This is a genomic window from Propionivibrio sp. (genome assembly GCF_049316945.1).
GTDB lineage: Bacteria > Pseudomonadota > Gammaproteobacteria > Burkholderiales > Rhodocyclaceae > Propionivibrio.
Genome location: NZ_JBMOJE010000055.1, coordinates 12,167 through 32,159 on the forward strand (window position 1 = coordinate 12,167; position 19,993 = coordinate 32,159).

At 59.1% G+C, this 19,993-nt stretch carries 20 protein-coding genes; 5 read left to right on the forward strand and 15 right to left on the reverse strand.

Features of this window, described 5'->3' with window-relative positions; all coding sequences use genetic code 11:
• Positions 1–29: 29 nt before the first annotated feature.
• The 5 genes from accC to ACOYNV_RS13635 form a co-directional block, all read right to left on the reverse strand.
• Positions 30–1,394, reverse strand: a complete 1,365-nt coding sequence (gene accC, locus ACOYNV_RS13615; RefSeq protein WP_422900327.1) for an acetyl-CoA carboxylase biotin carboxylase subunit — start codon at positions 1,392–1,394, stop codon at positions 30–32.
• 15 nt (positions 1,395–1,409) lie between these two features.
• The gene (gene accB, locus ACOYNV_RS13620) at positions 1,410–1,859 is read right to left on the reverse strand and encodes an acetyl-CoA carboxylase biotin carboxyl carrier protein (protein WP_422900328.1); all 450 of its coding nucleotides are present in this window, start codon (positions 1,857–1,859) and stop codon (positions 1,410–1,412) included.
• A gap of 230 nt (positions 1,860–2,089) precedes the next feature.
• Positions 2,090–2,581, reverse strand: a complete 492-nt coding sequence (gene aroQ / locus ACOYNV_RS13625; protein WP_422900329.1) for a type II 3-dehydroquinate dehydratase — start codon at positions 2,579–2,581, stop codon at positions 2,090–2,092.
• 47 nt (positions 2,582–2,628) lie between these two features.
• A complete protein-coding gene (locus ACOYNV_RS13630) occupies positions 2,629–3,177 on the reverse strand; it encodes a TlpA family protein disulfide reductase (RefSeq protein ID WP_422900330.1) in 549 nt (182 codons plus the stop codon).
• Positions 3,174–3,782 carry a hypothetical protein gene (locus ACOYNV_RS13635; RefSeq protein WP_422900331.1) on the reverse strand — a complete coding sequence of 203 codons (609 nt, stop codon included), beginning with the start codon at positions 3,780–3,782 and terminating at the stop codon, positions 3,174–3,176. Before ACOYNV_RS13635 ends, ACOYNV_RS13630 begins: the two co-directional genes overlap by 4 nt.
• Before the next feature lie 136 nt (positions 3,783–3,918).
• Between ACOYNV_RS13635 and mpl the strand changes: the two genes are divergently transcribed.
• Positions 3,919–5,289 carry a UDP-N-acetylmuramate:L-alanyl-gamma-D-glutamyl-meso-diaminopimelate ligase gene (gene mpl / locus ACOYNV_RS13640; protein WP_422900332.1) on the forward strand — a complete coding sequence of 457 codons (1,371 nt, stop codon included), beginning with the start codon at positions 3,919–3,921 and terminating at the stop codon, positions 5,287–5,289.
• A gap of 114 nt (positions 5,290–5,403) precedes the next feature.
• Here mpl and ACOYNV_RS13645 read toward each other — a convergent pair whose 3' ends face one another.
• From ACOYNV_RS13645 to ACOYNV_RS13660, 4 genes are all read right to left on the reverse strand, one after another.
• Positions 5,404–6,417, reverse strand: a complete 1,014-nt coding sequence (locus ACOYNV_RS13645; RefSeq protein ID WP_422900333.1) for a COX15/CtaA family protein — start codon at positions 6,415–6,417, stop codon at positions 5,404–5,406.
• A 6-nt stretch (positions 6,418–6,423) separates the two neighbouring features.
• Positions 6,424–7,317, reverse strand: coding sequence for a heme o synthase (cyoE, locus tag ACOYNV_RS13650; RefSeq protein ID WP_422900347.1), 894 nt, complete (start codon positions 7,315–7,317; stop codon positions 6,424–6,426).
• A 173-nt stretch (positions 7,318–7,490) separates the two neighbouring features.
• A complete protein-coding gene (locus ACOYNV_RS13655; RefSeq protein WP_422900334.1) occupies positions 7,491–8,096 on the reverse strand; it encodes an SCO family protein in 606 nt (201 codons plus the stop codon).
• A complete protein-coding gene (locus ACOYNV_RS13660; protein WP_422900335.1) occupies positions 8,093–8,860 on the reverse strand; it encodes an SURF1 family protein in 768 nt (255 codons plus the stop codon). The genes ACOYNV_RS13655 and ACOYNV_RS13660 overlap by 4 nt, the downstream gene beginning before the upstream one ends.
• 31 nt (positions 8,861–8,891) lie before the next feature.
• On the opposite strand from ACOYNV_RS13660, the gene ACOYNV_RS13665 reads away from it, so the two are divergent.
• Positions 8,892–9,092 (forward strand): twin transmembrane helix small protein, encoded by a 201-nt coding sequence (locus ACOYNV_RS13665; RefSeq protein WP_422900336.1) that lies wholly within the window; start codon positions 8,892–8,894, stop codon positions 9,090–9,092.
• On the opposite strand, the gene ACOYNV_RS13670 is transcribed toward ACOYNV_RS13665, so the two are convergent.
• From ACOYNV_RS13670 to coxB, 5 genes are all read right to left on the reverse strand, one after another.
• On the reverse strand, positions 9,080–9,958 hold the full coding sequence (locus tag ACOYNV_RS13670) for a cytochrome c oxidase subunit 3 (protein ID WP_422900337.1): 879 nt from the start codon (positions 9,956–9,958) through the stop codon (positions 9,080–9,082). The genes ACOYNV_RS13665 and ACOYNV_RS13670 overlap by 13 nt on opposite strands.
• Positions 9,959–10,092: 134 nt before the next feature.
• The gene (locus tag ACOYNV_RS13675; protein WP_422900338.1) at positions 10,093–10,683 is read right to left on the reverse strand and encodes a cytochrome c oxidase assembly protein; all 591 of its coding nucleotides are present in this window, start codon (positions 10,681–10,683) and stop codon (positions 10,093–10,095) included.
• 5 nt (positions 10,684–10,688) lie between these two features.
• The gene (locus tag ACOYNV_RS13680; protein ID WP_422900339.1) at positions 10,689–10,826 is read right to left on the reverse strand and encodes a hypothetical protein; all 138 of its coding nucleotides are present in this window, start codon (positions 10,824–10,826) and stop codon (positions 10,689–10,691) included.
• Positions 10,823–12,421 (reverse strand): cytochrome c oxidase subunit I, encoded by a 1,599-nt coding sequence (gene ctaD, locus ACOYNV_RS13685; protein WP_422900340.1) that lies wholly within the window; start codon positions 12,419–12,421, stop codon positions 10,823–10,825. The genes ACOYNV_RS13680 and ctaD overlap by 4 nt, the downstream gene beginning before the upstream one ends.
• Positions 12,422–12,431: 10 nt before the next feature.
• Entirely contained in the window at positions 12,432–13,643 is a 1,212-nt protein-coding gene (gene coxB, locus ACOYNV_RS13690) for a cytochrome c oxidase subunit II (RefSeq protein WP_422900341.1), read from the reverse strand.
• A 123-nt stretch (positions 13,644–13,766) separates the two neighbouring features.
• Between coxB and ACOYNV_RS13695 the strand changes: the two genes are divergently transcribed.
• A complete protein-coding gene (locus ACOYNV_RS13695; RefSeq protein WP_422900342.1) occupies positions 13,767–14,348 on the forward strand; it encodes an SCO family protein in 582 nt (193 codons plus the stop codon).
• 301 nt (positions 14,349–14,649) lie between these two features.
• On the opposite strand, the gene ACOYNV_RS13700 is transcribed toward ACOYNV_RS13695, so the two are convergent.
• The gene (locus ACOYNV_RS13700) at positions 14,650–15,921 is read right to left on the reverse strand and encodes a pseudouridine synthase (protein ID WP_422900343.1); all 1,272 of its coding nucleotides are present in this window, start codon (positions 15,919–15,921) and stop codon (positions 14,650–14,652) included.
• Between the two features lie 856 nt (positions 15,922–16,777).
• Between ACOYNV_RS13700 and ACOYNV_RS13705 the strand changes: the two genes are divergently transcribed.
• Complete coding sequence (locus tag ACOYNV_RS13705) at positions 16,778–19,483, forward strand: ATP-binding protein (RefSeq protein ID WP_422900344.1); 2,706 nt, start codon at positions 16,778–16,780, stop codon at positions 19,481–19,483.
• Between the two features lie 28 nt (positions 19,484–19,511).
• A complete protein-coding gene (locus ACOYNV_RS13710; RefSeq protein WP_422900345.1) occupies positions 19,512–19,904 on the forward strand; it encodes a response regulator in 393 nt (130 codons plus the stop codon).
• Positions 19,905–19,993: the final 89 nt, after the last annotated feature.

Sequence of the window (19,993 nt, forward strand, 5' to 3'; positions counted from 1 at the left end):
CGGTAGGTTTTCGATATTGTCACAAGCTCTCAGCTGTCTTTCTTGACTTCGTCTTTGGCGGCGAGTCGCTTCTCAAGGTAGTGAATGTTCATGCCGCCCTTGATGAAACCGGCGTCCTGCATCAGTTCCTGATGCAGCGCGATGTTCGTCTTGATGCCTTCGATACTCATTTCCGAGAGGGCAATGCGCATGCGGCGAATGGCCTGGTCGCGGGTATCGCCGTAAGCGATCAATTTGGCGACCATCGAGTCATAGTGCTGCGGTACCGTGTAGCCTTGATAGATGTGCGAATCAACGCGGATGCCGGGGCCGCCAGGCGGGTGATAAGTCGTGATCTTGCCGGGAAATGGCACGAATGTGTATGGATCTTCGGCGTTAATGCGACATTCGATGGCGTGGCCACGGAAGCTCAGGTCGCGCTGCTTGAAGCGCAGCTTCTCACCGGCAGCGACGCGGATCTGTTCCTGTACCAGATCAACGCCGCTGATCATTTCGGTTACCGGATGCTCAACCTGAATGCGCGTATTCATTTCAATGAAATAAAACTCGCCATTCTCGTAAAGGAATTCGAAGGTGCCGGCGCCACGATAGTTTATTCGGCGGCAGGCTTCGGCGCAGCGCTCGCCAATGCGGGCGATATGGCGTGCCGGAATTCCGGGTGCGGGCGCTTCCTCGATGATCTTCTGGTGGCGGCGCTGCATTGAACAGTCGCGCTCACCAAGGTAAACCGCACTCCTGAAGCTGTCAGCCAGCACCTGGATCTCCACGTGACGCGGATTTTCGAGGTACTTCTCCATGTAAACGTTGGGGTTGCCGAAAAAGCTTTGCGCTTCCGCGCGGGTCATGACCACCGCGTTAAGCAGTGCCGCCTCGGTGTGCACCACACGCATGCCGCGACCACCGCCACCACCGGCAGCCTTGATGATCACCGGGTAGCCGACCGCCTTGGCAGTCCTGACGATTTCTTTCGGGTCATCGGGCAGAACGCCTTCCGAGCCGGGAACGCAAGGCACGCCGGCTGCTTTCATGGCGTCTTTGGCTGATACCTTGTCGCCCATGAGGCGGATGGTTTCCGGGCGCGGACCGATGAAAACGAAACCCGAAGTCTCGATTCGTTCGGCAAAATCGGCGTTCTCCGAGAGAAATCCGTAACCGGGATGGATGGCTTCGGCGTCGGTCACCTCGGCCGCAGAGATGATGGCCGGCACGTTGAGGTAGCTCAGGTTGGATGGCGGCGGGCCGATGCAAACCGATTCGTCCGCGAGCTTTACATATTTCGCTTCGCGATCAGCTTCGGAGTGCACAACGACCGTCTTGATGCCCAACTCACGGCAGGCGCGCTGGATGCGGAGGGCGATTTCCCCGCGATTGGCAATGAGAACTTTCCCGAACATGGCGGAACGCTCTCCCTAGCCGACGATGAACAGCGGTTCACCATACTCAACCGGCTGGCCGTTCTCGACCAGTATCGCTTTCACGACTCCGGCGCAGTCGGATTCAATTTCGTTGAGCAGTTTCATGGCCTCGACGATGCACAGCGTGTCGCCAGCCTTGACCGCGCTGCCGATTTCGACAAACGGTTCCGAGTCGGGGCTGGTCGAGCGATAAAAGGTGCCGACCATCGGCGACTTGACGACTTGTCCTTCGGGCAGATCCGATTTTTCATCATCGACTGCGGCGGGGGTTGCTGCTGCCGGCGCGGCCAGCGGTGCGGCTTGCGGCATCATATAGGTTTGCTGGGCAGCGACCGGCGAGTGTTTGGCGATGCGTACCCGCTCTTCGCCTTCGCTGACCTCAAGTTCGGTAATTCCCGACTCTTCGACCAGATCAATCAGTTTCTTGAGTTTGCGCAAATCCATGAATTATCTCCTTCTAGAATACGTGTTTGCCAGCGGGGAAAGCCGGTTGCCGACGAGCTTGGCAGGGTTCCGTAAGCTCAGTGGTAATGGACAAATGCCTGAACACCCACCGCAGAGCCGCAAAGGCGCAGAGGTTTCGCAGAGAAAACCTTTAAAAACAAATGGGTTCCTCTGCGTTTTCTCTGCGCCTTTGCGACTCTGCGGTGGATTCTTGATCTTTTCAAAAGCTCTCAGTCTGTAGTAATTTGACTCAACAGGTACTCGAGCGCGAGCAGATAGCCCTCGCTGCCGAGTCCTGTAATGACCCCAAGCGCCAAGTCGGAAAAATAAGAATGATGGCGGAAGGATTCACGAGCATGGACGTTGGATAGATGAACCTCGATAAAGGGAATGCCGGTGGCGGCCATGGCGTCACGCAAGGCCACGCTGGTATGCGTGTAAGCCGCAGGATTGATGATGATGTAGCGTACACCCTGCTCGCGGGCGGCATGAACGCGCTCGATGAGGGCGCCCTCGTGATTGCTCTGGAATGATTCCAGTTCGACACCGGCGGCGGCGGCGCGGCGGGCAAGGGCGAGATTGATGTCGGCCAGCGTCGCCAGACCATAGTAGTCAGGCTCGCGCGTACCCAGCAGATTCAGGTTCGGTCCGTGCAGGACCAGCAGTTTGGGCGGGGTTGCCGCCTTTTTGTCACTTGACGATGTGGCTTTTGGCTTCTTCATGTCTGCAAGTTTGCCGCATATCGTAGCATTTTGTCCAGTTTTGCATTTTACCGGACGACAATTTTTTGCAGCAGATTGTCGAGTTCCTGTTCGGAAACGCGGCCCAGGCGCGTCAGACGAGCCTCGCCGTTGGCGCCGAGAACCACGGTATACGGTAGTGCCAGGTTTGAATTGCCGAGTTGCCGGGTCAGTTCCGTTCCCTCAGCGTCGCCGATGAGGAGCGGGTAGGTGGCCGGGTATCGTTTCGAAAAATTGACGACGTTCTCTGCAGTATCGAGCGCGATGCCGACAAATTGCACACCATTCGCCGCATATTTCGCTTGCAGTCGCGAAAATGAAGGCATTTCTTCCAGGCAGGGCGGGCACCAGGTTGCCCAGAAGTTGATCACCAGCGTCTTTCCCTGCCATTGAGTAAAAAGTTGAGGCTTTCCGTTTGCATCGTTCAGGCGAGTAGTGAAAACACGCGCGATGGCGTCGCTTGAGATCGCGGGTTCAGTTCTTCGTTCATCTCGTCCTCCCATTCCGACATATACGCCAGCGGCCAGGGCAATCATTGCGGCGACCAGGCCGAGGATAAAAAGTTGGCTGCTTCTCATGGAGTATCCGTGCGGGTGGCTATCAATAGTTTATTCACGGTGTCGAGTCGGGCGCGCTGCCTGGTTCTTCCGTCACGCGTCTTGAAGTTGATCCGTTCTTCGTGAGGGAGGTAAATGATCAGATTGGCGACGGCATCCTCATCGTGGATGGTCAATACGGCTTCTGCGCGTTCAGAGCGCGGCGTGCTGTGTTCGAAGCCGATGCGCTGGTTCAGCAAGAAGATTTCGACATCCTTGGCGCTGTCAGTGAACAACTGAATGTCAATTTCAGCATAGCGGCCAGCCGTACCGTCAAGCACCGGGCCGGTAAGATAGGGGTTGAATCGCTGCATGATCGTCATGATTTCGGCGGCTTTTTGCCGAAGATAAGTGATTCTGACAAGTTGTTCCTCGTCCTGGAACAGTCGTTGGTAGATGCGCAACTCAGAATCAACCTCCGAGTTTTCAGGCAAATGGGTATTTTCCGGTAGTCCGAGGCTGTGTGCCGCCTTGCGTTTGGCCAATGCGTAGTCGCTGATGCCATCCTCGGCGATCAGCCGGGCCGCCGCGCTGGCAATGCGCGTCCGCTGCTGGGTATTGTTCGGGTAATCATTGGCTCGGGTCATGGGGCGGGTCGCTTTCAGTGTCCACGGTTCAATCGCGGTGACTATTGGCCACATCTCCAATGGGTAGCAAGGATACAATTCGCTCGGTGTGTGCGACAGCGTTTGTCCGCCAGTCAATTCTAACTTGGATTTTTGTATGCATATTCATATTCTTGGCATCTGTGGCACCTTCATGGGCGGCATTGCCCAGTTGGCGCGCGCCACAGGGCATCGCGTAACCGGTTGCGATACCGGCGTCTATCCGCCGATGAGCACGCAACTTGAAGCGGCGGGTATTGAACTCGTTGAAGGCTATGGCGTTGAGCAGATTGCGTTCAACCCGGACACTTTTGTGGTGGGCAATGCCATATCGCGCGGCAACCCGTTGCTTGAAGAAATTCTGGATCGCGCTCTGCCGTACATTTCCGGCCCGCAGTGGCTGGCGGACAACGTGCTGCAGGGGCGCTGGGTGCTGGCGGTGGCCGGTACGCACGGCAAAACGACGACCTCGGCGATGCTGGCCTGGATTCTTGAGGATGCGGGCTTGAGCCCTGGCTTCCTGATCGGCGGAGTGCCGATGAACTTCGGCGTATCGGCGCGATTATCCGGAGAAACAAGTGATTCTCCTTTCTTCGTGATCGAAGCCGACGAATACGATACGGCCTTTTGCGACAAACGTTCGAAATTCATCCACTACCGTCCACGGACGGCGATCCTGAATAATCTTGAGTTCGATCATGCGGACATATTCGCTGATCTGGCAGCGATCGAGACGCAATTCCACCACCTTGTGCGTACTTTGCCGCGTAACGGCCTGCTCGTGACCAATGCCGCAGAGGCCAGCCTCGACCGTGTGCTCGCACGTGGTTGCTGGACGGAACTCGAACGCTTTAACGAGGCTGGTGGATGGCGTATCGAAGGCGATGATGCCGCTGGTTCGCTGCGCTTGCTGCGCGGCGAAGATGAAATCGGCAAAACTCAGTGGGCCTTGAATGGCGAACACAACCGCGCCAACGCCCTGGCAGCCCTGCTTGCTGCCCGGCATGTCGGCGTTCCGTTCGACAAGGGCCTGGAAGCACTCTCTCGCTTCGAGAACGTAAAGCGCCGGATGGAGTTGCGTGGAACCGTTCGTGGTGTGAGCGTCTACGATGATTTCGCTCACCATCCCACGGCCATCGCCACGACGGTGGCCGGGCTGCGGAGAAAGATCGGAGCCGGGGTGGATGCGCCGCGTATTCTGGCCGTTCTTGAGCCGCGCTCGAACACCATGAAACTCGGGGTGATGAAGGCGCAGTTGCCGGCGAGTCTTGCCGAGGCCGACCTCGTCTTCTGTTACGGCGCGAATCTTGGCTGGGATGCCGCCGAGGCGCTGGCCCCGCTGGGCGACAAGGCGGTGGTCGCCGACGATCTGGATGATCTGGTCAAGCGCATCGTCGCGACGGCACAAGCCGGCGACCAGATCCTGGTGATGAGCAATGGCGGTTTCGGCGGCATCCACGGCAAGCTGTTGGCCGCGCTGGCGGGCTAATGTGCTTTACCGCTGATCGGCCTGAGAGGCAGGTAGAACGGACCTCTTGAGGCATGATGCCATGTGAGCCAATATTCATGCGGCTTCCACGGCATGCACTCTGTAGATCACCTATCAGTGCGCCTTCTGGAGGTGCTGTTGAATCCGGCTTGTTGTTTGCCACAGCCTGAAGTTAAGTGCCAGCGTTACGGTGAGCAGGATGGCAGCGCCGGCATTGTGCGCGACGGCGATGGGCATCGGTAGCGAGAGCAGGACATTGGCGATGCCCAGCCCGATCTGCACCAGCAGCGTCGCACCGAGCAACAGCGCCCAGTTGCGCCACTCAGGCAGGTGTGACATCACGAAGGCTAGTCTGCCGACGATCAACGTCACTATCAGGGCACCGACCCGGTGTGACCAATGGATGGCTGTCAGCGCAGTACTTGAAAGTGACGCCCCGTCAGCGGTCTGGCCGAGTTCGTGGTGCATCTGGAACGCCTGCGTGAAGTCCATTTCCGGCAACCAAGCGCCGAAGCAGGTCGGAAAATCACCACAGGCCAGCGCCGCGTAGTTGCTGCTTACCCAGCCGCCGAGCGCAATCTGGATGACAACCGCGAACAGAGCGAGTGCAGCGAAAGCTCGCAGCTCGCCTGTTGGTGAATGTTGAATCTGTTCCCGCTGGCGCAGCAGCAACCAGACGAGCAGCGCCAGTGTCGTCATGCCGCCAAGCAGGTGAGCGCTGACGATCACCGGTTTGAGCAGCAGGGTGACCGTCCACATGCCGAGTAGCGCCTGCACGCCGACGACGCCGACCAGCAAGGTCGGCAACCATGGCGATTGCTGCAGAGTCTTGCGATGGCGCCACGCCAGCCCGGCAATCAGTAAGATCAGCACGCCGAGGCCACCGGCAAAGTAGCGGTGCACCATCTCCTTCCACGCCTTGTGCGCCTCGACAGGCTTGCCGGGGAAGGCACGCAGCGCGGCGGACTGCTCGTGCGCCGCGTCCGGAACTCCGAGCAGATGGCCATAGCAGCCCGGCCAGTCGGGGCAACCCAGTCCGGCGTCCGACAAGCGGACATAGGCGCCAAGCGAAATCACGCCGAAGGCGAGCAGCGTGGCAAGAACGAGTAGCGGGCGATAAAAGCGCATCGGCAATCAGATGAAATGGTCGGCCAGCAGCGCCGCAAAAAGCAGAGTCAGGTAGATGATCGACCAGCGGAAAGTGCGCCGGGCCAGCGCGTCGCTGTAATTGCGCCACAATGCGCAGGCGTAGGCCAGAAAGATCGCGTTGAGGGCCAGCACCGCCGCCAGATACCAGGGGCCGCTCATGCCGATGGTGAAGGGCAGGACCGTGGCGCCGGCCAGCATGACGACATAGAGCAGGCTGTGCAGGCAGGTGAACTCGACCCCGTGCGTGACCGGCAGCATCGGCAGGCCGGCCTTGGCGTATTCATCGCGCCGATAGCAGGCCAGTGCCCAGAAGTGCGGTGGCGTCCAGATGAAGATGATCAGGAAAAGTATCAGCGCTTCCGGGCCGACATTCCCGGTGATCGCTGTCCAGCCGAGCAAGGGCGGCATGGCGCCCGAGGCTCCGCCAATCACGATGTTCATCGGTGTCGCCGGTTTGAGTATCAGCGTGTAGATCACCGCGTAGCCGAGAAAAGTGGCTAGCGTCAGCCACATGGTTAGCGGATTGACCAGTGCGTAGAGCAGCCAGAGGCCGCCGCCGCCGACCAGCGTGGCCAGGGTCAGGGTTTCAGTCGCCGAAACTTCGCCGCTCGCCGTGGCACGCCAGCGGGTGCGCATCATGCGCGCGTCGATTGTTCTTTCGACCAGACAGTTGATCGCTGCCGCCGCACCGGCAACCAGCGCGATGCCTATCGAGGCAGCAAGGAAGAGGCCGAGCGGCGGGAAGCCGGGCGAGGCCAGGAACATCCCGATCATGGCGGTGAATACGATCAGGCTGTTGACGCGCGGCTTGCACAGGGCAAAAAAGGTGGTCAGTCGCTGGTTCAGTGTGCGCGGCGAGGTGCTGGCGATTACCGACATCATCTTTCTCCTGGTTGCGGGTCAGGTGTTGTGAAAAATTGCCAGAACACCCACCGCAGAGACGCAAAGGCGCAGAGGTTTCGCAGAGAAAACCTTAAAAACAATGGGGTTCCTCTGCGTTTCCTCTGCGCCTTTGCGCCTCTGCGGTGGATTCTTGATCTTTTCACAAGCTTTCAGCCGACCCAGGAATATTTGAGAAGGCGCTCGACATCCTTGCGCACGCGCGCGGCGTCGGCATCCGGTGGATAGCGCATCATGACGTTGCCTTGCGGGTCAACGAGATGCAGGCGATAGGCGGAACTATCGAATGCCTTGCGCCATGCTTCGCGGCGCTCGTCCTTCGGCAGTTCGGCGACGACCAGATCGGGATAGCGTGCGAGCAACCCAGGCAACGCCGGGTCGCTGGCCGCGACAGGGCTTAGCCATAGCCGCCGCAAACGCCCCATGTCCTTGTTCAGCGAAACCTGTATCTGCCGCATTTCCTGTATCTGCCGCAGGCAGGCTGCTTCACACAACCCCTCGCCGGCAAGCACCAGCAACCATTTGCCGCGCAGATCAGCGCTTGGCAGTGCATTGCCGCTCAAGTCGGTCAGCCCGTTTTCGGGCAACGGGCGAGGCGGCTGGATCAGTTCGCCGTAATTGCCGGTGCTGGCCGGGCGCCATTCGAACCAGTACAGCCCCAGCGCTACGGCAAAGGGCATGATCAGCAGCACGGTAGCCAGCAGCATGGCGCGCCGGCCGGAGTTCAAATACGGTGTGGTCACGGTGGCCTGATTCATTTGCGGCGGAAGTTCACGAATAACCAGATCAACACGGTGGAGGCGGCAAAGCCCCACCACTGAAGGGCGTAGCCCAGATGCTGCTCGATCCGCTCGTCGGGACGTGGCCAGTCACGCACGAAACCGCCACCTTCGCTGTCGGCCGACATCTGGATGACGACCGGCTGCAGCGGAAAAGGCAGCTTGCCGATATAGCGTGGAAAATCGAGGTTCTGCCAGACCGTCTGCCATTGCGGGCTTTCCGCTTCGGCCGCCAAGGAAAAGAAACGATTGCCGGGCACCAGCGCAATGCCTGAAAGATCAATCAAGCCGGCCGGCGTGTTCACCGAAGGGATTTGTGTGTGCACGGCCTCGGCCGGAATCCAGCCACGATTAACCAGCACGCGCATTTCGCTGCCTTCAATGCGTAGCGGGGTAATGACGTGATAGCCGGCGCGCTCCTGATGCACGCGGTTGTCGATCAGGATCTGGTATTGCGGTTCCCATATGCCGCGTACCGCAACACTCCGGAAGCGCAGGCTTTCTGCGTCGAGTGGCGTGCCCGGCAACTGGATGGGCATTTGCGCACTGCGTTGGTCAAGCTGGGACTGTCGTTCATCCTTGGCAGCGGCCTTGTTCCATTGCCATTGGCCGAGCGAGAAGAACAGCGGAACGAGCAGCAGCACCGCCAGCGTCGGCAGCAGGCGCGGCCGGAAATGCCAGCCCCGGCCCACCTTCGGTGCAGTATTTGCTGATGCCTCATGAATACGTGCATAATCTTTCACGTGTTCATGAGGTTCGGCAGAGGAGGCTGGAATGTTCAAAATCGTCATCGTTCTCATGTTGTTTGCAGTGATCGGCAGCCTGTTATCCGGCCTGATCTTCCTTTATCGTGACCAGGGTGCAGGAACGCGAACGGTCAAGGCGCTGACCTGGCGCATCGGCTTGTCCATCGGCATTTTTTTCCTGCTCATGATCGGTTTCCGTTTCGGCCTGATTCCTGGCTACACCCAGTAGACAAAGACAAACAGGATCAGCCATACCACGTCGACGAAGTGCCAGTACCAGGCCACGCCCTCGAAAGCGAAATGGCGCTCGGCGGTGAAATGGCCTTTCAGGCAGCGGCCGAAAACCACCATCAGCATGATCGCCCCCAGCGTGACGTGGAAACCGTGGAAACCGGTGAGCATGAAGAAGGTCGCGCCATAGACGCCGGAACCGAGCGTCAGGCCGAGTTCGGTGTAGGCGTGGTGATATTCCCAGATCTGAAAGCCCATGAAGGTAACGCCAAGCAGAATGGTCAGCAGCAGGCCGAGATTGAGCTGGGTGCGGTTGTTCTTGAACAGGCCCCAGTGCGCCCAGGTGAGTGTTGCACCGGAGGAAAGAAGCAGCGCAGTGTTGATTGCCGGGACTCCCCAGGCTCCCATCGGCGTAAAGCTGGCGCCCTTGGGCCCGGCGGAAGGCCAGTCGGGGGTGAAGCCCGGCCACAGGGTAAGGCTCGGATCCATGTTGGCCAGTGCCGGAACCGATAGCACACGCAGGTAGAACAGGGTGCCGAAGAAGGCGGCAAAGAAGGCGACTTCCGAGGCGATGAACCAGATCATCCCGTAACGGAACGAACGGTCTTCCCAGTCACGATAGGCTCCGCTCTGGTTCTCGGCAATGACCTTGCCGAACCACTGGAACATCACGTAAATGATGATTCCGGCAGCGCCGATCATGATCCACGGACCAGCCGGGAAGGAATTCATCTGCAGGATGAAACCAAGCGCCAGCAGGAACATGCCACCCGACAGAATGAAAGGATACAGGCTCGGCTGCGGCACGTAATACGGATGAGTGCTGTATGCAGAGGGAACAGAGGTGGTCGATTGGGTACTCATGCTTCACTCTCTTTCATGGTGTGAAAGTCACGCCAGTGACTCTCGAACCTCCCCTCGCCTTTGGGAGAGGGGTAGGGGGTGAGGGAAACGGGCATGGCTTTCATTATTGGTTGCGCCTAATAAAGCCATGCCCGTCAAGGCGACGTTTTCTGATCGGCGACATTGAAGAATGCGTAGGACAGGGTTACGGTCTGGATATCACGATCCATCCTGGGATTGACGATGAAGGTCAGCGGCATTTCGCGCGTCTCGCCCGGCGCCAGCGTCTGCTGCTTGAAGCAGAAGCAGTCGAGTTTCTCGAAATGCTGCGCGGCCTGCCCTGGCGATACGCTGGGAACGGCCTGGCCGACGATTGTCTGGTTCGAGTTGTTATGCACCAGAAATTTGGCCTGATGCAGTTCGCCGGGGTGCAGGTCGAGGGAGGGCGTTAGCGGGCGCATCTCCCACGGCAGGCCGGGCATGACGGTTCCGGTGAACTCGATGGTAATGATCCGGCTGGGGTCGATTCGGGAAGCCGGTGCATCAACTTGAGTTGCCGCGCTGAGCCCGCCTTTGCCAAAGCCGCCCCGCGTCTTGCCGTTGAAGCCGGTGGCATCGCACAGGACGTCATAGAGCGGAACCAGCGCGAAGCCGAAGGCAAACGCCAGCGCCACCATCACCAGCAGCTTGGCGATCAGTGGCCGGTGGTTGGGCGGTTGCGTTTTCGTGGGCAGGGTCGTTTCCATTGAGTTCAACGCTGAATGAAAAAGCCGGCGACATAAAGCAGCAAGGCGACAATACCGATGATCCAGGCCAGTCGAATATTTGCAGTGCGGTCCTCTGCATCCGGATTCCGGTTGACGCTATGAGGCGTGTGTTGTGCGCTCATTTGATCACCGGCTGGACTTCCCAGGAGTGGTGGGGTGGTGGCGAGGAAAGCTCCCACTCAAGACCTTCGGTTCCTTCCCAAACCTGATCCGTCGCCTTCTCTCCCCCCCGGATGCACTTCACGATGTTCCAGACGAAGATCAGTTGCGACAGACCGAGGATGAAGGAGCCGACCGTGGAAATGGCGTTGAACTCGGTGAATTGCAGCGCATAGTCGGGAATGCGGCGCGGCATGCCGGCCAGTCCGAGGAAGAATTGCGGCATGAAGGTCAGGTTGAAGGAGACGACGGTCAGCCAGAAATGCAGCTTGCCGAGGCCTTCGCTATACATGTGCCCGGTCCATTTGGGCAGCCAGTAGTAGACGCCGGTCATCACACCCATGATGCCGCCGGCAAACAGCGCGTAGTGGAAGTGCGCGACGACGAAATAGCTGTGGTGGTACTGTGCATCGGCGGCAACGTCGGCGAGTACCAGCCCGGTCAGCCCGGCGATGCCGAAGAGGACGATGAAGCCCTGGGCGAACAGCATCGGCGTCTCGAAGCTCATGGCGCCACGCCACATGGTGGCGATCCAGCAGTAGAAGAGCACCGCCAGCGGCAACGAGATGGCCATCGTGCTGTACATGAAGTAGAGCAGCGCCGGCACCGGCTGGCCGGAGGTGAACATGTGGTGCGCCCAGACCACGACGCCGAGCACGCCGATGGCGATGAACGAATAAACCTGAGCCTTGTAGCCATAGACCGGCTTGCGGCTGAAGGTCGAAAGAACGTGCGGCATCAGCCCCCATACCGGCAGCAGCAGGATATAGACCTCGGGATGGCCGAAGAACCAGAAAAGATGCTGGAAGAGGATCGGATCGCCGCCACCTGCCGCGCTGAAAAAACTGGTGCCGAAATGGCGGTCGGTGAGCAGCATGGTGACCGCACCGGCCAGTACCGGCAGCGTGGCGATCAGCAGAAAGGCGGTGATCAGCCAGCCCCAGCAGAACAGCGGCATCTTCATCATCGTCATGCCCGGGGCGCGCAGATTGAAGATGGTGACGATGATGTTGATCGAGCCGAGGATCGACGAGATGCCGAGGATATGTACCGAAAAAATGGCGAAATCGATGCCCATGCCGCCCTGCACCGAGAGCGGGGCATAGAAGGTCCAGCCGGTGGCGATGGCGCCGTCACCAATACCGAACAGGGCGAGCGTGAACGGCAGCGTGAGCAGGATGGCCGCCGGCGGCAGCAGCCAGAAACCCCAGTTATTGATGCGCGGCAGCGCCATGTCCGGGGCGCCGATCATCAGCGGGATCTGCCAGTTGGCGAAACCAGTGGCAGCCGGCATCAGTGCGCCGAATATCATCACCAGCGCATGCACGCCGATCAACTGGTTGAAGAACTCCGGTTGCATGAGTTGCAGGCCGGGCTGGAACAATTCCGCACGAACCGCCAGGATCATCCCGCCGCCAACGAAGAACATCAGCAGCGCGAACAGCATGTACATCGTGCCGATGTCCTTGTGGTTGGTCGTCGTCAGCCAGCGCAGCATGCCGCCGGGGTGGTAAGTGTGGTGTTCCGCGTCGTGGTTCGCGGTGGTCGCATGGCTCATCCTGGGTCTCCTATCGCAATGCCTTGATCTGGGCCGGCTGGATCAGATCACCCTGCGCATTGCCCAGGGCATTGCGTTCAAAGGTGATGACCGCCGCGAGTTCGCTGTCGGACAGCGTGTTCTTGAACGCCTGCATGGCGGTGCCATCCTTGCCGTTCATGACGCGATCGACATGGCTGTCCTTGAGCAGCTTGCCTTCCGGCGACAGTAGCGCACCGGTGACGATCTTGCTGCCGGTGAGCGCCGGGAAGGCGGGCGGCATTCCCTGTCCGTTCGGCTGGTGGCAGACCACGCATTGCTTTTCGTAGACGCCCTTGCCGGCGGCCATCAGTTCGTCGCGGCTCCAGGTCTTGTCCGATCCGGCGGCACTGGCTGCCTGCTCGGCCTTCTTCTTCTCCACCCAGGCCAGATATTCGGGTTCGGGCAGCGCCTGCACGACCACCGGCATGAAGCCGTGATCCTTGCCGCACAGTTCGGCGCATTGCCCGCGATAAATGCCGGGTTCCTCGATCTTGACCCAGGTTTCGCGCAGGAATCCGGGGATCGCATCGCGCTTGACCGCGAACTGCGGCACCCACCAGGTGTGGATGACGTCGGTCGAGGTCAGCAGAACGCGCACCTTCTTGCCGACCGGCAGAACGACGGGATTATCAACTTCGAGCAGGTAGTTTTCGCCCTTGGCATCCTGGTTGGCGACCTGCTCGCGCGGTGTGGTCAACGTGCTGATGAACTTGATGCCCGAGTCCGGGTATTCGTACTGCCACTTCCATTGCATGCCGGTGACCTTGAGCACCATGTCAGCCTTGGTCTTGGTGTCTTCCATTTCGATTACGGCGTAGTAGGCCGGGATGCCCATCAGCACATAGTCGATGAAAATCAGGATGGCGAAGGGCACCAGCGCCCAGATCCATTGCACCCGTCCGGTCGGGCCGGAGAAACTGGCGGGTTCATGGCCGACGCTCTTGCGATGCTTTACCATCGAATAGATCATGATCGCGAACACCACGACAAACAGGATGGTGATGATGATCATGAACTCGTTGTGCAAGTCCAGCGTGTTGCGTCCGATCGGCGTTACCGGCTTCGGGAAGTTCCAACTGAAATCAGCATGGGCAAGGGCAGGCAACAGCCCGGCAAACAAGGCGAGCAGGGAGCGAGTTATGCAAAAGGACGCAGAAAGTGCCAGGTTGGCACCTTGGTCGGGGTATTTTGGTATGCTCAAGTTCTCTCCTTTCACCCTGCTGAAGTTACGGAAGGTGCGACAATTTGCCGCATCGATAATATTTTTATTGACGTTTGTTTTTTTTAAAAGTTCATTGACATTGGTTTTTTTTTGAGGTGATCCATGTGGCGGGTACTCATCACGATATTGGTTATTGGACTGGCCGCTTGCAGCGAGCGGGCGCCGGCAGTGTTTCGCAACACCGACATCAGCGGAGCGGAGTTCGGACGTTCGCTGGCGCTCAATGATCACCACGGGAAAGCGAGAACGCTGGCCGACTTTCAGGGTCAGGCCGTGGTTATCTTCTTTGGCTACACCTCGTGCCCGGATGTCTGCCCGACGACCCTGGCGCGCTATGCAGAAGTGATGAAGCAGCTCGGCCGCTATGCCGGCCACGTGCAGGTGCTCTTCGTCACCATCGACCCCGAGCGCGACACCCCGGAAAAGCTCGCCGCCTATGTGCCGTGGTTCGATCCATCGTTCATCGGCCTGTACGGCGACACGGCGGCCACCGAAGCTGTGGCGCGCGAGTTCAAGGTGTTCTATGCCCGCAGCCAGAGCAGCGCGGGCATGGGTTACGTGATCGATCACTCGGCTGGCGCCTACGTGTTCGACCCGGCCGGGAGAATCCGGCTCTACGTCAAGGACGATGCCCCGGTCGACGCCATTGTCAGCGATTTGAAACTGCTGTTGACCGGGCAGTAGGAAAGCCCGGAAGCGGCAGGAGATGCCATTCTCTGAGGTTGAAAAAAAATTGCCTGAACACCTCTGAGAGGTTGTGAAAAATTCATTTCAGCCTAATTTCCTTGCTCGTCACCCCGGCGAAGGCCGGGGTCCAGTTCGTCTATCTGATTGTTTTCATTCATATCAGAGGTACATACTGGCTCTGCATTCCCTTTGGTCAGATTCCGGCCTTCGCCGGAATGACGGTCTTGGGTGCTTGTGAAAATTAATTCAAAGCCTCGGGCCATGGATTCTTGATATTTTCACGGGCTCTCAGGCCTTGCTAAAAGCGTTCGTTGTCGCGCAGGTAGCGCCACTGGCCGGCGGGTAGCTTGCCGAGCGAGACGCTGCCGATGCGGATGCGTTTGATACTGACTACGTGCAGGCCGACCAGTTCGCACATCCGCTGAATCTGCCTTTTCCTGCTTTCGTGCAGGACAAAACGCAGTTGCTGCTCGTTTTGCCAGGACACTTGCGCGCGCTTCAGCTTGACCTCGTCGAGTTCAAGGCCATGGTTGAGCAGCTTCATGCCTGCCGGCGAGAGTTCGCCTTCCACGCGCACCATGTATTCCTTTTCCAGCCGCGTATCGTCGCCGGTAATGCGGCGCGCCACACTGCCCTCCTGCGTGAACACCAGCATGCCGGTCGACTCGGCGTCGAGCTTCCCGGCCTGCGCCAGCCCGCGCAGATGGGTGGCCTTGAAATTCATGCGGTTCTCGTCTTCCAGCCAGCGATTCTCCGGGCGAATCAGTTGCAATGCGCCTTCAGCACCGCCATCTTCCTGAACTGAATCCTTGTCGAGCGGCTTGTTGAGCACGATGGTCACGCTCTCCGTCTGGTGCTTGCCGGCCTCTTCCCTGATTTCGATCTGCGCGTTGGGGTGTGCCCGGGTGCCGAGCGTGGTGACCACCACGCCATCGACGCGGACCCAGCCGTTTTCGATCCACTCGTCCGCCGCGCGGCGCGAGCACATTGCCATTTCGCTGACGCGTTTGGACAGGCGAGGCGGTTCGTTAAGCGGTCGCCGCACCGTCTTTGCTGCAGCCGCCTGTGGCGCGGGTGGTGACAAATCTGGTGACAAATCCGGTGACAAAACCGGTGGAAAAGCTGGTGGCGATATCGGTGCGGAACGGACCAGCTCGGGTTCCTTCCGGGGTGCATGCTCATCGTAAATCCGCGCCGGAGGGAGCGCGCGGGCGCCGGTGCTGCGCGCAATGCCACGTTTTGGATAGGCTTTGGGCAAATCCGGCGTGCGTGCTTCACGCCGTTGTCGCGTTTCCTTGTTCCGGTCGGTTGTTTCGAACATTGCCTGCTTCACCACGGGTGCCGGCGCTCGCGGGGCGTCTTGATTGAAGCGCGGCTTGTCGCTGTATCTTTGATTCGTTTCGGCAGGCGCCAGCGCTGCTTTGGCCGCGACCTTGCCGGAGCGTTGCTCGACAGACTGTTTCGGGGCAACAAAGCCGCCACGGACCGGCTTGCGGGAAGGCGCTCGCGCTCCGTCATCGGCGCGCGGAGTGGCAGGTCTGGTTGGCAGCTTCAGGGTAGGACGGGACATGGCGGGCGGCTTTCTGTTTCGACAATCGACCAGTTTACGCTAGTCGACGTTCGCGCAGTTGCTTGTTCGCAACGCGACGCCATCCACGCACTGCGCAGTACCAGCCTCGAGAAGCGCATGAACACTGTCTTCTACGGCGTCAGAGGCTGTGAAAAAATTCTTGAACACCCACCGCAGAGGCGCAGAGCCGCAAAGGTTCCGCAGAGAAAACCTTTAAAAACAATGGGGTTCCTCTGCGCTTCCTCTGCGCCTTTGCGCCTCTGCGGTGGATTCTTGATATTTTCACAACCTCTCCGTGTTGAAGATGCCCGTCCTGCCTGCCGCGCAGGCTGGTTCCGGCACAGGTGCGTAGTCGCAGGGCTCGCCGCGGAAAATTCGGGATTCTTGTCATCTGGTCAAGGCCACAGGCAGCCAAATAATTCCTGGTATTTTTGTCAGAGAAACATTACTAAAGTGATAAAGTTACAAGCGACCGGTTCCGTCCGATAAAAAACTGCCACCTCGATGCTGGATATTCTTCCTCCTGCAGCGCCCACGCCGAAAAGCAGCCTGGTCGACACGGGTTTCCATGAACCTAAAAACCTCAGTCTATCCACGAAAATCACGAAAGACACGAACAAAATCAACAGCTTGATGTATTTTCTCTATTCACCCTTTGGGTGGCGATCTTCAGCTTATTATCTCCTTGATTCTTTTCGTGCTTTTGGTGTTTTTCGTGGACGAACTGCTTTTTCTAGGATGAACCTGTGCTGGCGGGCATTTCCATCCTTTCCATCCTTTCCATTGCCATTCCGCAATTCTCCGAGTATGGCTTGTCGTTATGACCCTCGTTTCCAACCGCATCGGGAGAACCCGCATGTTATCGCTGTGGCGGTCATATAAATTCATCGGACTGTTGATTGTCATCTGGGGCTGTGTCTCGTGGCTGGGGGCGGATTATTACTACAACCGCCTGGGCAGCACCTTTTACCAGCAGGAAGCCCAAGTCGCCAGGCAGCAAGTGGAGCAGGTGGCCGGCAACATCAACGAAAGCATCGAACTGCTCAAGGCCGTTTCGCTGGTCGTCGCGCGCGACAAGGACACCCGTGAGGCACTGCTCCCCTTCGGTGCCGAGGCCTTGCCCTCGGCACTGGCTTACGAGCAACGCAAGCAGCTCTGGACCCAGGACCAGAAGCTCGGCGAGCTGAATGCCTCGCTCGGCATCACTGCCACCAGCCTCAAGGCCGATGTGGTTTGGCTGCTCAATGCCGCGGGGGATTGCATTGCCGCCAGTAACGCCGACACGTCCATCAGCTTTGTCGGCACCAACTACGGCGACCGCGATTATTTTCAGCAGGCACGCGCCGGGCAGCGCGGCCATCAGTATGCCGTGGGGCGCAAAAGCAAGATTCCCGGCCTCTTCTATTCCGCCCCGGTCTTCGACAACGGCCGCTTCATCGGCGTCGCCGTCGCCAAGCGGGACATCGAAAAGTTGCGCTACCTGACCAATCCATCCAATGCGATCATCTCCGACGCCAATGGGGTGATCGTCCTGGCACCGGACAAACAACTCGAATTCCAGACGCTTCCGGAAACCTCGGTGGCCAAACTGTCCGAAGAGCAAACGCTGATGCAATATGGACGCAAAGCGTTGGCCCCGCTGGCAATCGTGCCCTGGGGCAACGGGCGATTTCCAGCCGCGGTGCGTATCGGGGGCAGCGATGCGCCGGCAATCCTGGCCCACAAGGAACTGGTAGAAGACGCCATAACCATTCACTCGATACATCCCTTGAGCGAACTGCTGCGCCTCGACAGCGAAAGGAACAGGCTCTTCTTCCTGATCGCTGCCGCCGGCAGCCTGCTGATCGTGGCCGTTTCGGTGATCGTGCTTTACTTGCGAGCAGTGCTTCGCCATGAGCAGGTGCTGCGTGAAAGTGAAGAACTCGTCAGCCAACTGCTGCAGACCACCAACCAGGGCATCTATGGCATTGACGTAGACGGGTGCTGCACCTTCATCAACACGTCGGGCTTGAATGCCTTGGGCTTCCAGTTCGGGGAATGTCTCGGCAAGAATATGCACGATCTCATCCACCATAGCCATGCCGACGGCTCACACTATCCGGTCGCAGATTGCCCCATTTTCCGCGCCAAACTAACGGGAACCGGCTACCGGGTGGACAACGAGGTGCTGTGGCGGAAAAACGGAACCGCCTTCCCCGCCGAATACTCGTCTTATCCTTTCTTCAAAAACGGAGAAATCCGTGGCGCCGTCGTCACCTTCGCCGACATCACCGAGCGCAAGCGGATCGAGAAAGAACTGTATCAGGCCAGGGATATGGCCGAAGCCGCCAACCAGACCAAGAGCGCCTTTCTGGCCACCATGAGCCACGAGATCCGCACGCCGATGAACGGCGTCATCGGCATGACCGGCCTGCTGCTGGAAACCGAACTGAGCGACGAACAGCGCGAATTTGCCGAAATTGTCCGCATGAGCGGTGAAAACCTGCTCGCGCTGATCAACGACATCCTCGATTTCTCGAAGATCGAGGCCGGCAAGCTGGACATTGAAGTCCTCGACTTCGACCTGCAAACCACGCTGGAAGACACCACCGACCTGCTCGCCTTGCGCGCACACGATGCCGGGCTGGAACTGGTCTGCCGGATCGATCCCGACGTACCGCTATATCTGAAAGGCGATCCGGGAAGGCTGCGCCAGGTCATCACCAACCTGGTCGGCAATGCCATCAAATTCACCCCCGCCGGCGAAGTGGTCATCGGCGCGGCGCTCGCTTCCGCAGCCGACGCTTTCGTCGTCATCCGCTTCGAGATTCAGGATACCGGCATCGGCATACCGGCGGATCAGCTGGCGGCCATCTTCAGCCCCTTCACCCAGGTGGACGGCTCGACCACCCGCAAATACGGCGGCACCGGTCTCGGCCTGGCCATCAGCAAGCAACTGGCCGGGCTGATGGGCGGGGAAATCGGCGTACTGAGCGAGGCTGGCAAAGGCTCTCGCTTCTGGTTCACCGCCCGCTTCGAGAAGCAAACAGGGGGTGCGCCGCAACGCCAAGCGCCGCTAAACACAGACATCAGCAGCGCGCGGATTCTGGTGGTTGACGACAACGCCAGCAACCGCAAGCTGATGGCGGCATTCTTGGACAGTTGGGGCTGCCAGTTCGAAACAGCCGAAGGCGGGGAAACAGCGCTCAGGCTGCTGCAGGCCGCGGCAGAGCAGAACAATCCCTTCCGTATCGCCCTGCTTGACCAGCAGATGCCCGTCATGGACGGCCGCGAACTTGGCCGCCGGATCAAGGCCGACGCCCGGTTCGAATCAACCTTGATGGTGATGATGACCTCCATGGGTCAGCGTGGTGATGCGGCGGCGCTGGAACAGATCGGCTTTGTCGGCTACCTGGCCAAACCGGTTCGCCAGTCGCAGCTTCATGATTGTCTGGCGATTGTTCTGGCGCGGGCGCTGGAAGAAGCGGTAGAAGCAGACAAGATAGCGAAAAAATGGCATCGTCACCCGCCACACCGTTGCCGAAGCGGCCAAAAAGAGTCTTCATATCCTGCTGGCGGATGACCATGCCGACAACCAGAAAGTCGCGCAGATGCTACTGAACAAACTGGGCTATAAAGTGGATGTCGTGGCCAGCGGACTGGAAGCGGTCCACGCGCTGGAACTGATCGACTACGGTCTGGTGCTGATGGACTGCCAGATGCCGGAGATGGACGGTTTTGAAGCGACGGCGATGATCCGTAACGCCGACTCGAAGGTCCTCAACCATGACGTTCCGATCATCGCCATGACCTCCAACGCCATGACCGGCGACCGCGAAAAATGCATTGGGGTCGGGATGGATGACTATCTGGCCAAGCCGGTGAAGAAGGATGAACTGGCCGAGGCTATCGCGAAGTGGGGGCAAGGCGAGGGGCAAGTGGGCAAGGCGGGATCTCATCCTGCTGATACGGTGCTTGAATTGCCGGGAGGCGAACCCTTATGAATTCAGCCACAGACAATCCGGCAAAAAGCCAGCGCCACGCCCCGCTTTTCCCCCTCGCCCACTTGTGGGAGAGGGTCGGGGAGAGGGTG

Excerpts from the sequence above, each read along its gene's own strand:
- accC (WP_422900327.1), bottom strand. The coding sequence starts at position 1,394 with ATGTTCGGGAAAGTTCTCATTGCCAATCGCGGGGAAATCGCCCTCCGC.
- accB (WP_422900328.1), bottom strand. The coding sequence starts at position 1,859 with ATGGATTTGCGCAAACTCAAGAAACTGATTGATCTGGTCGAAGAGTCG.
- aroQ (WP_422900329.1), bottom strand. The coding sequence starts at position 2,581 with ATGAAGAAGCCAAAAGCCACATCGTCAAGTGACAAAAAGGCGGCAACC.
- ACOYNV_RS13630 (WP_422900330.1), bottom strand. The coding sequence starts at position 3,177 with ATGAGAAGCAGCCAACTTTTTATCCTCGGCCTGGTCGCCGCAATGATT.
- ACOYNV_RS13635 (WP_422900331.1), bottom strand. The coding sequence starts at position 3,782 with ATGACCCGAGCCAATGATTACCCGAACAATACCCAGCAGCGGACGCGC.
- mpl (WP_422900332.1), top strand. The coding sequence starts at position 3,919 with ATGCATATTCATATTCTTGGCATCTGTGGCACCTTCATGGGCGGCATT.
- ACOYNV_RS13645 (WP_422900333.1), bottom strand. The coding sequence starts at position 6,417 with ATGCGCTTTTATCGCCCGCTACTCGTTCTTGCCACGCTGCTCGCCTTC.
- cyoE (WP_422900347.1), bottom strand. The coding sequence starts at position 7,317 with ATGTCGGTAATCGCCAGCACCTCGCCGCGCACACTGAACCAGCGACTG.
- ACOYNV_RS13655 (WP_422900334.1), bottom strand. The coding sequence starts at position 8,096 with ATGAATCAGGCCACCGTGACCACACCGTATTTGAACTCCGGCCGGCGC.
- ACOYNV_RS13665 (WP_422900336.1), top strand. The coding sequence starts at position 8,892 with ATGTTCAAAATCGTCATCGTTCTCATGTTGTTTGCAGTGATCGGCAGC.
- ACOYNV_RS13670 (WP_422900337.1), bottom strand. The coding sequence starts at position 9,958 with ATGAGTACCCAATCGACCACCTCTGTTCCCTCTGCATACAGCACTCAT.
- ACOYNV_RS13675 (WP_422900338.1), bottom strand. The coding sequence starts at position 10,683 with ATGGAAACGACCCTGCCCACGAAAACGCAACCGCCCAACCACCGGCCA.
- ACOYNV_RS13680 (WP_422900339.1), bottom strand. The coding sequence starts at position 10,826 with ATGAGCGCACAACACACGCCTCATAGCGTCAACCGGAATCCGGATGCA.
- ctaD (WP_422900340.1), bottom strand. The coding sequence starts at position 12,421 with ATGAGCCATGCGACCACCGCGAACCACGACGCGGAACACCACACTTAC.
- ACOYNV_RS13695 (WP_422900342.1), top strand. The coding sequence starts at position 13,767 with ATGTGGCGGGTACTCATCACGATATTGGTTATTGGACTGGCCGCTTGC.
- ACOYNV_RS13700 (WP_422900343.1), bottom strand. The coding sequence starts at position 15,921 with ATGTCCCGTCCTACCCTGAAGCTGCCAACCAGACCTGCCACTCCGCGC.
- ACOYNV_RS13705 (WP_422900344.1), top strand. The coding sequence starts at position 16,778 with ATGTTATCGCTGTGGCGGTCATATAAATTCATCGGACTGTTGATTGTC.
- ACOYNV_RS13710 (WP_422900345.1), top strand. The coding sequence starts at position 19,512 with ATGCTACTGAACAAACTGGGCTATAAAGTGGATGTCGTGGCCAGCGGA.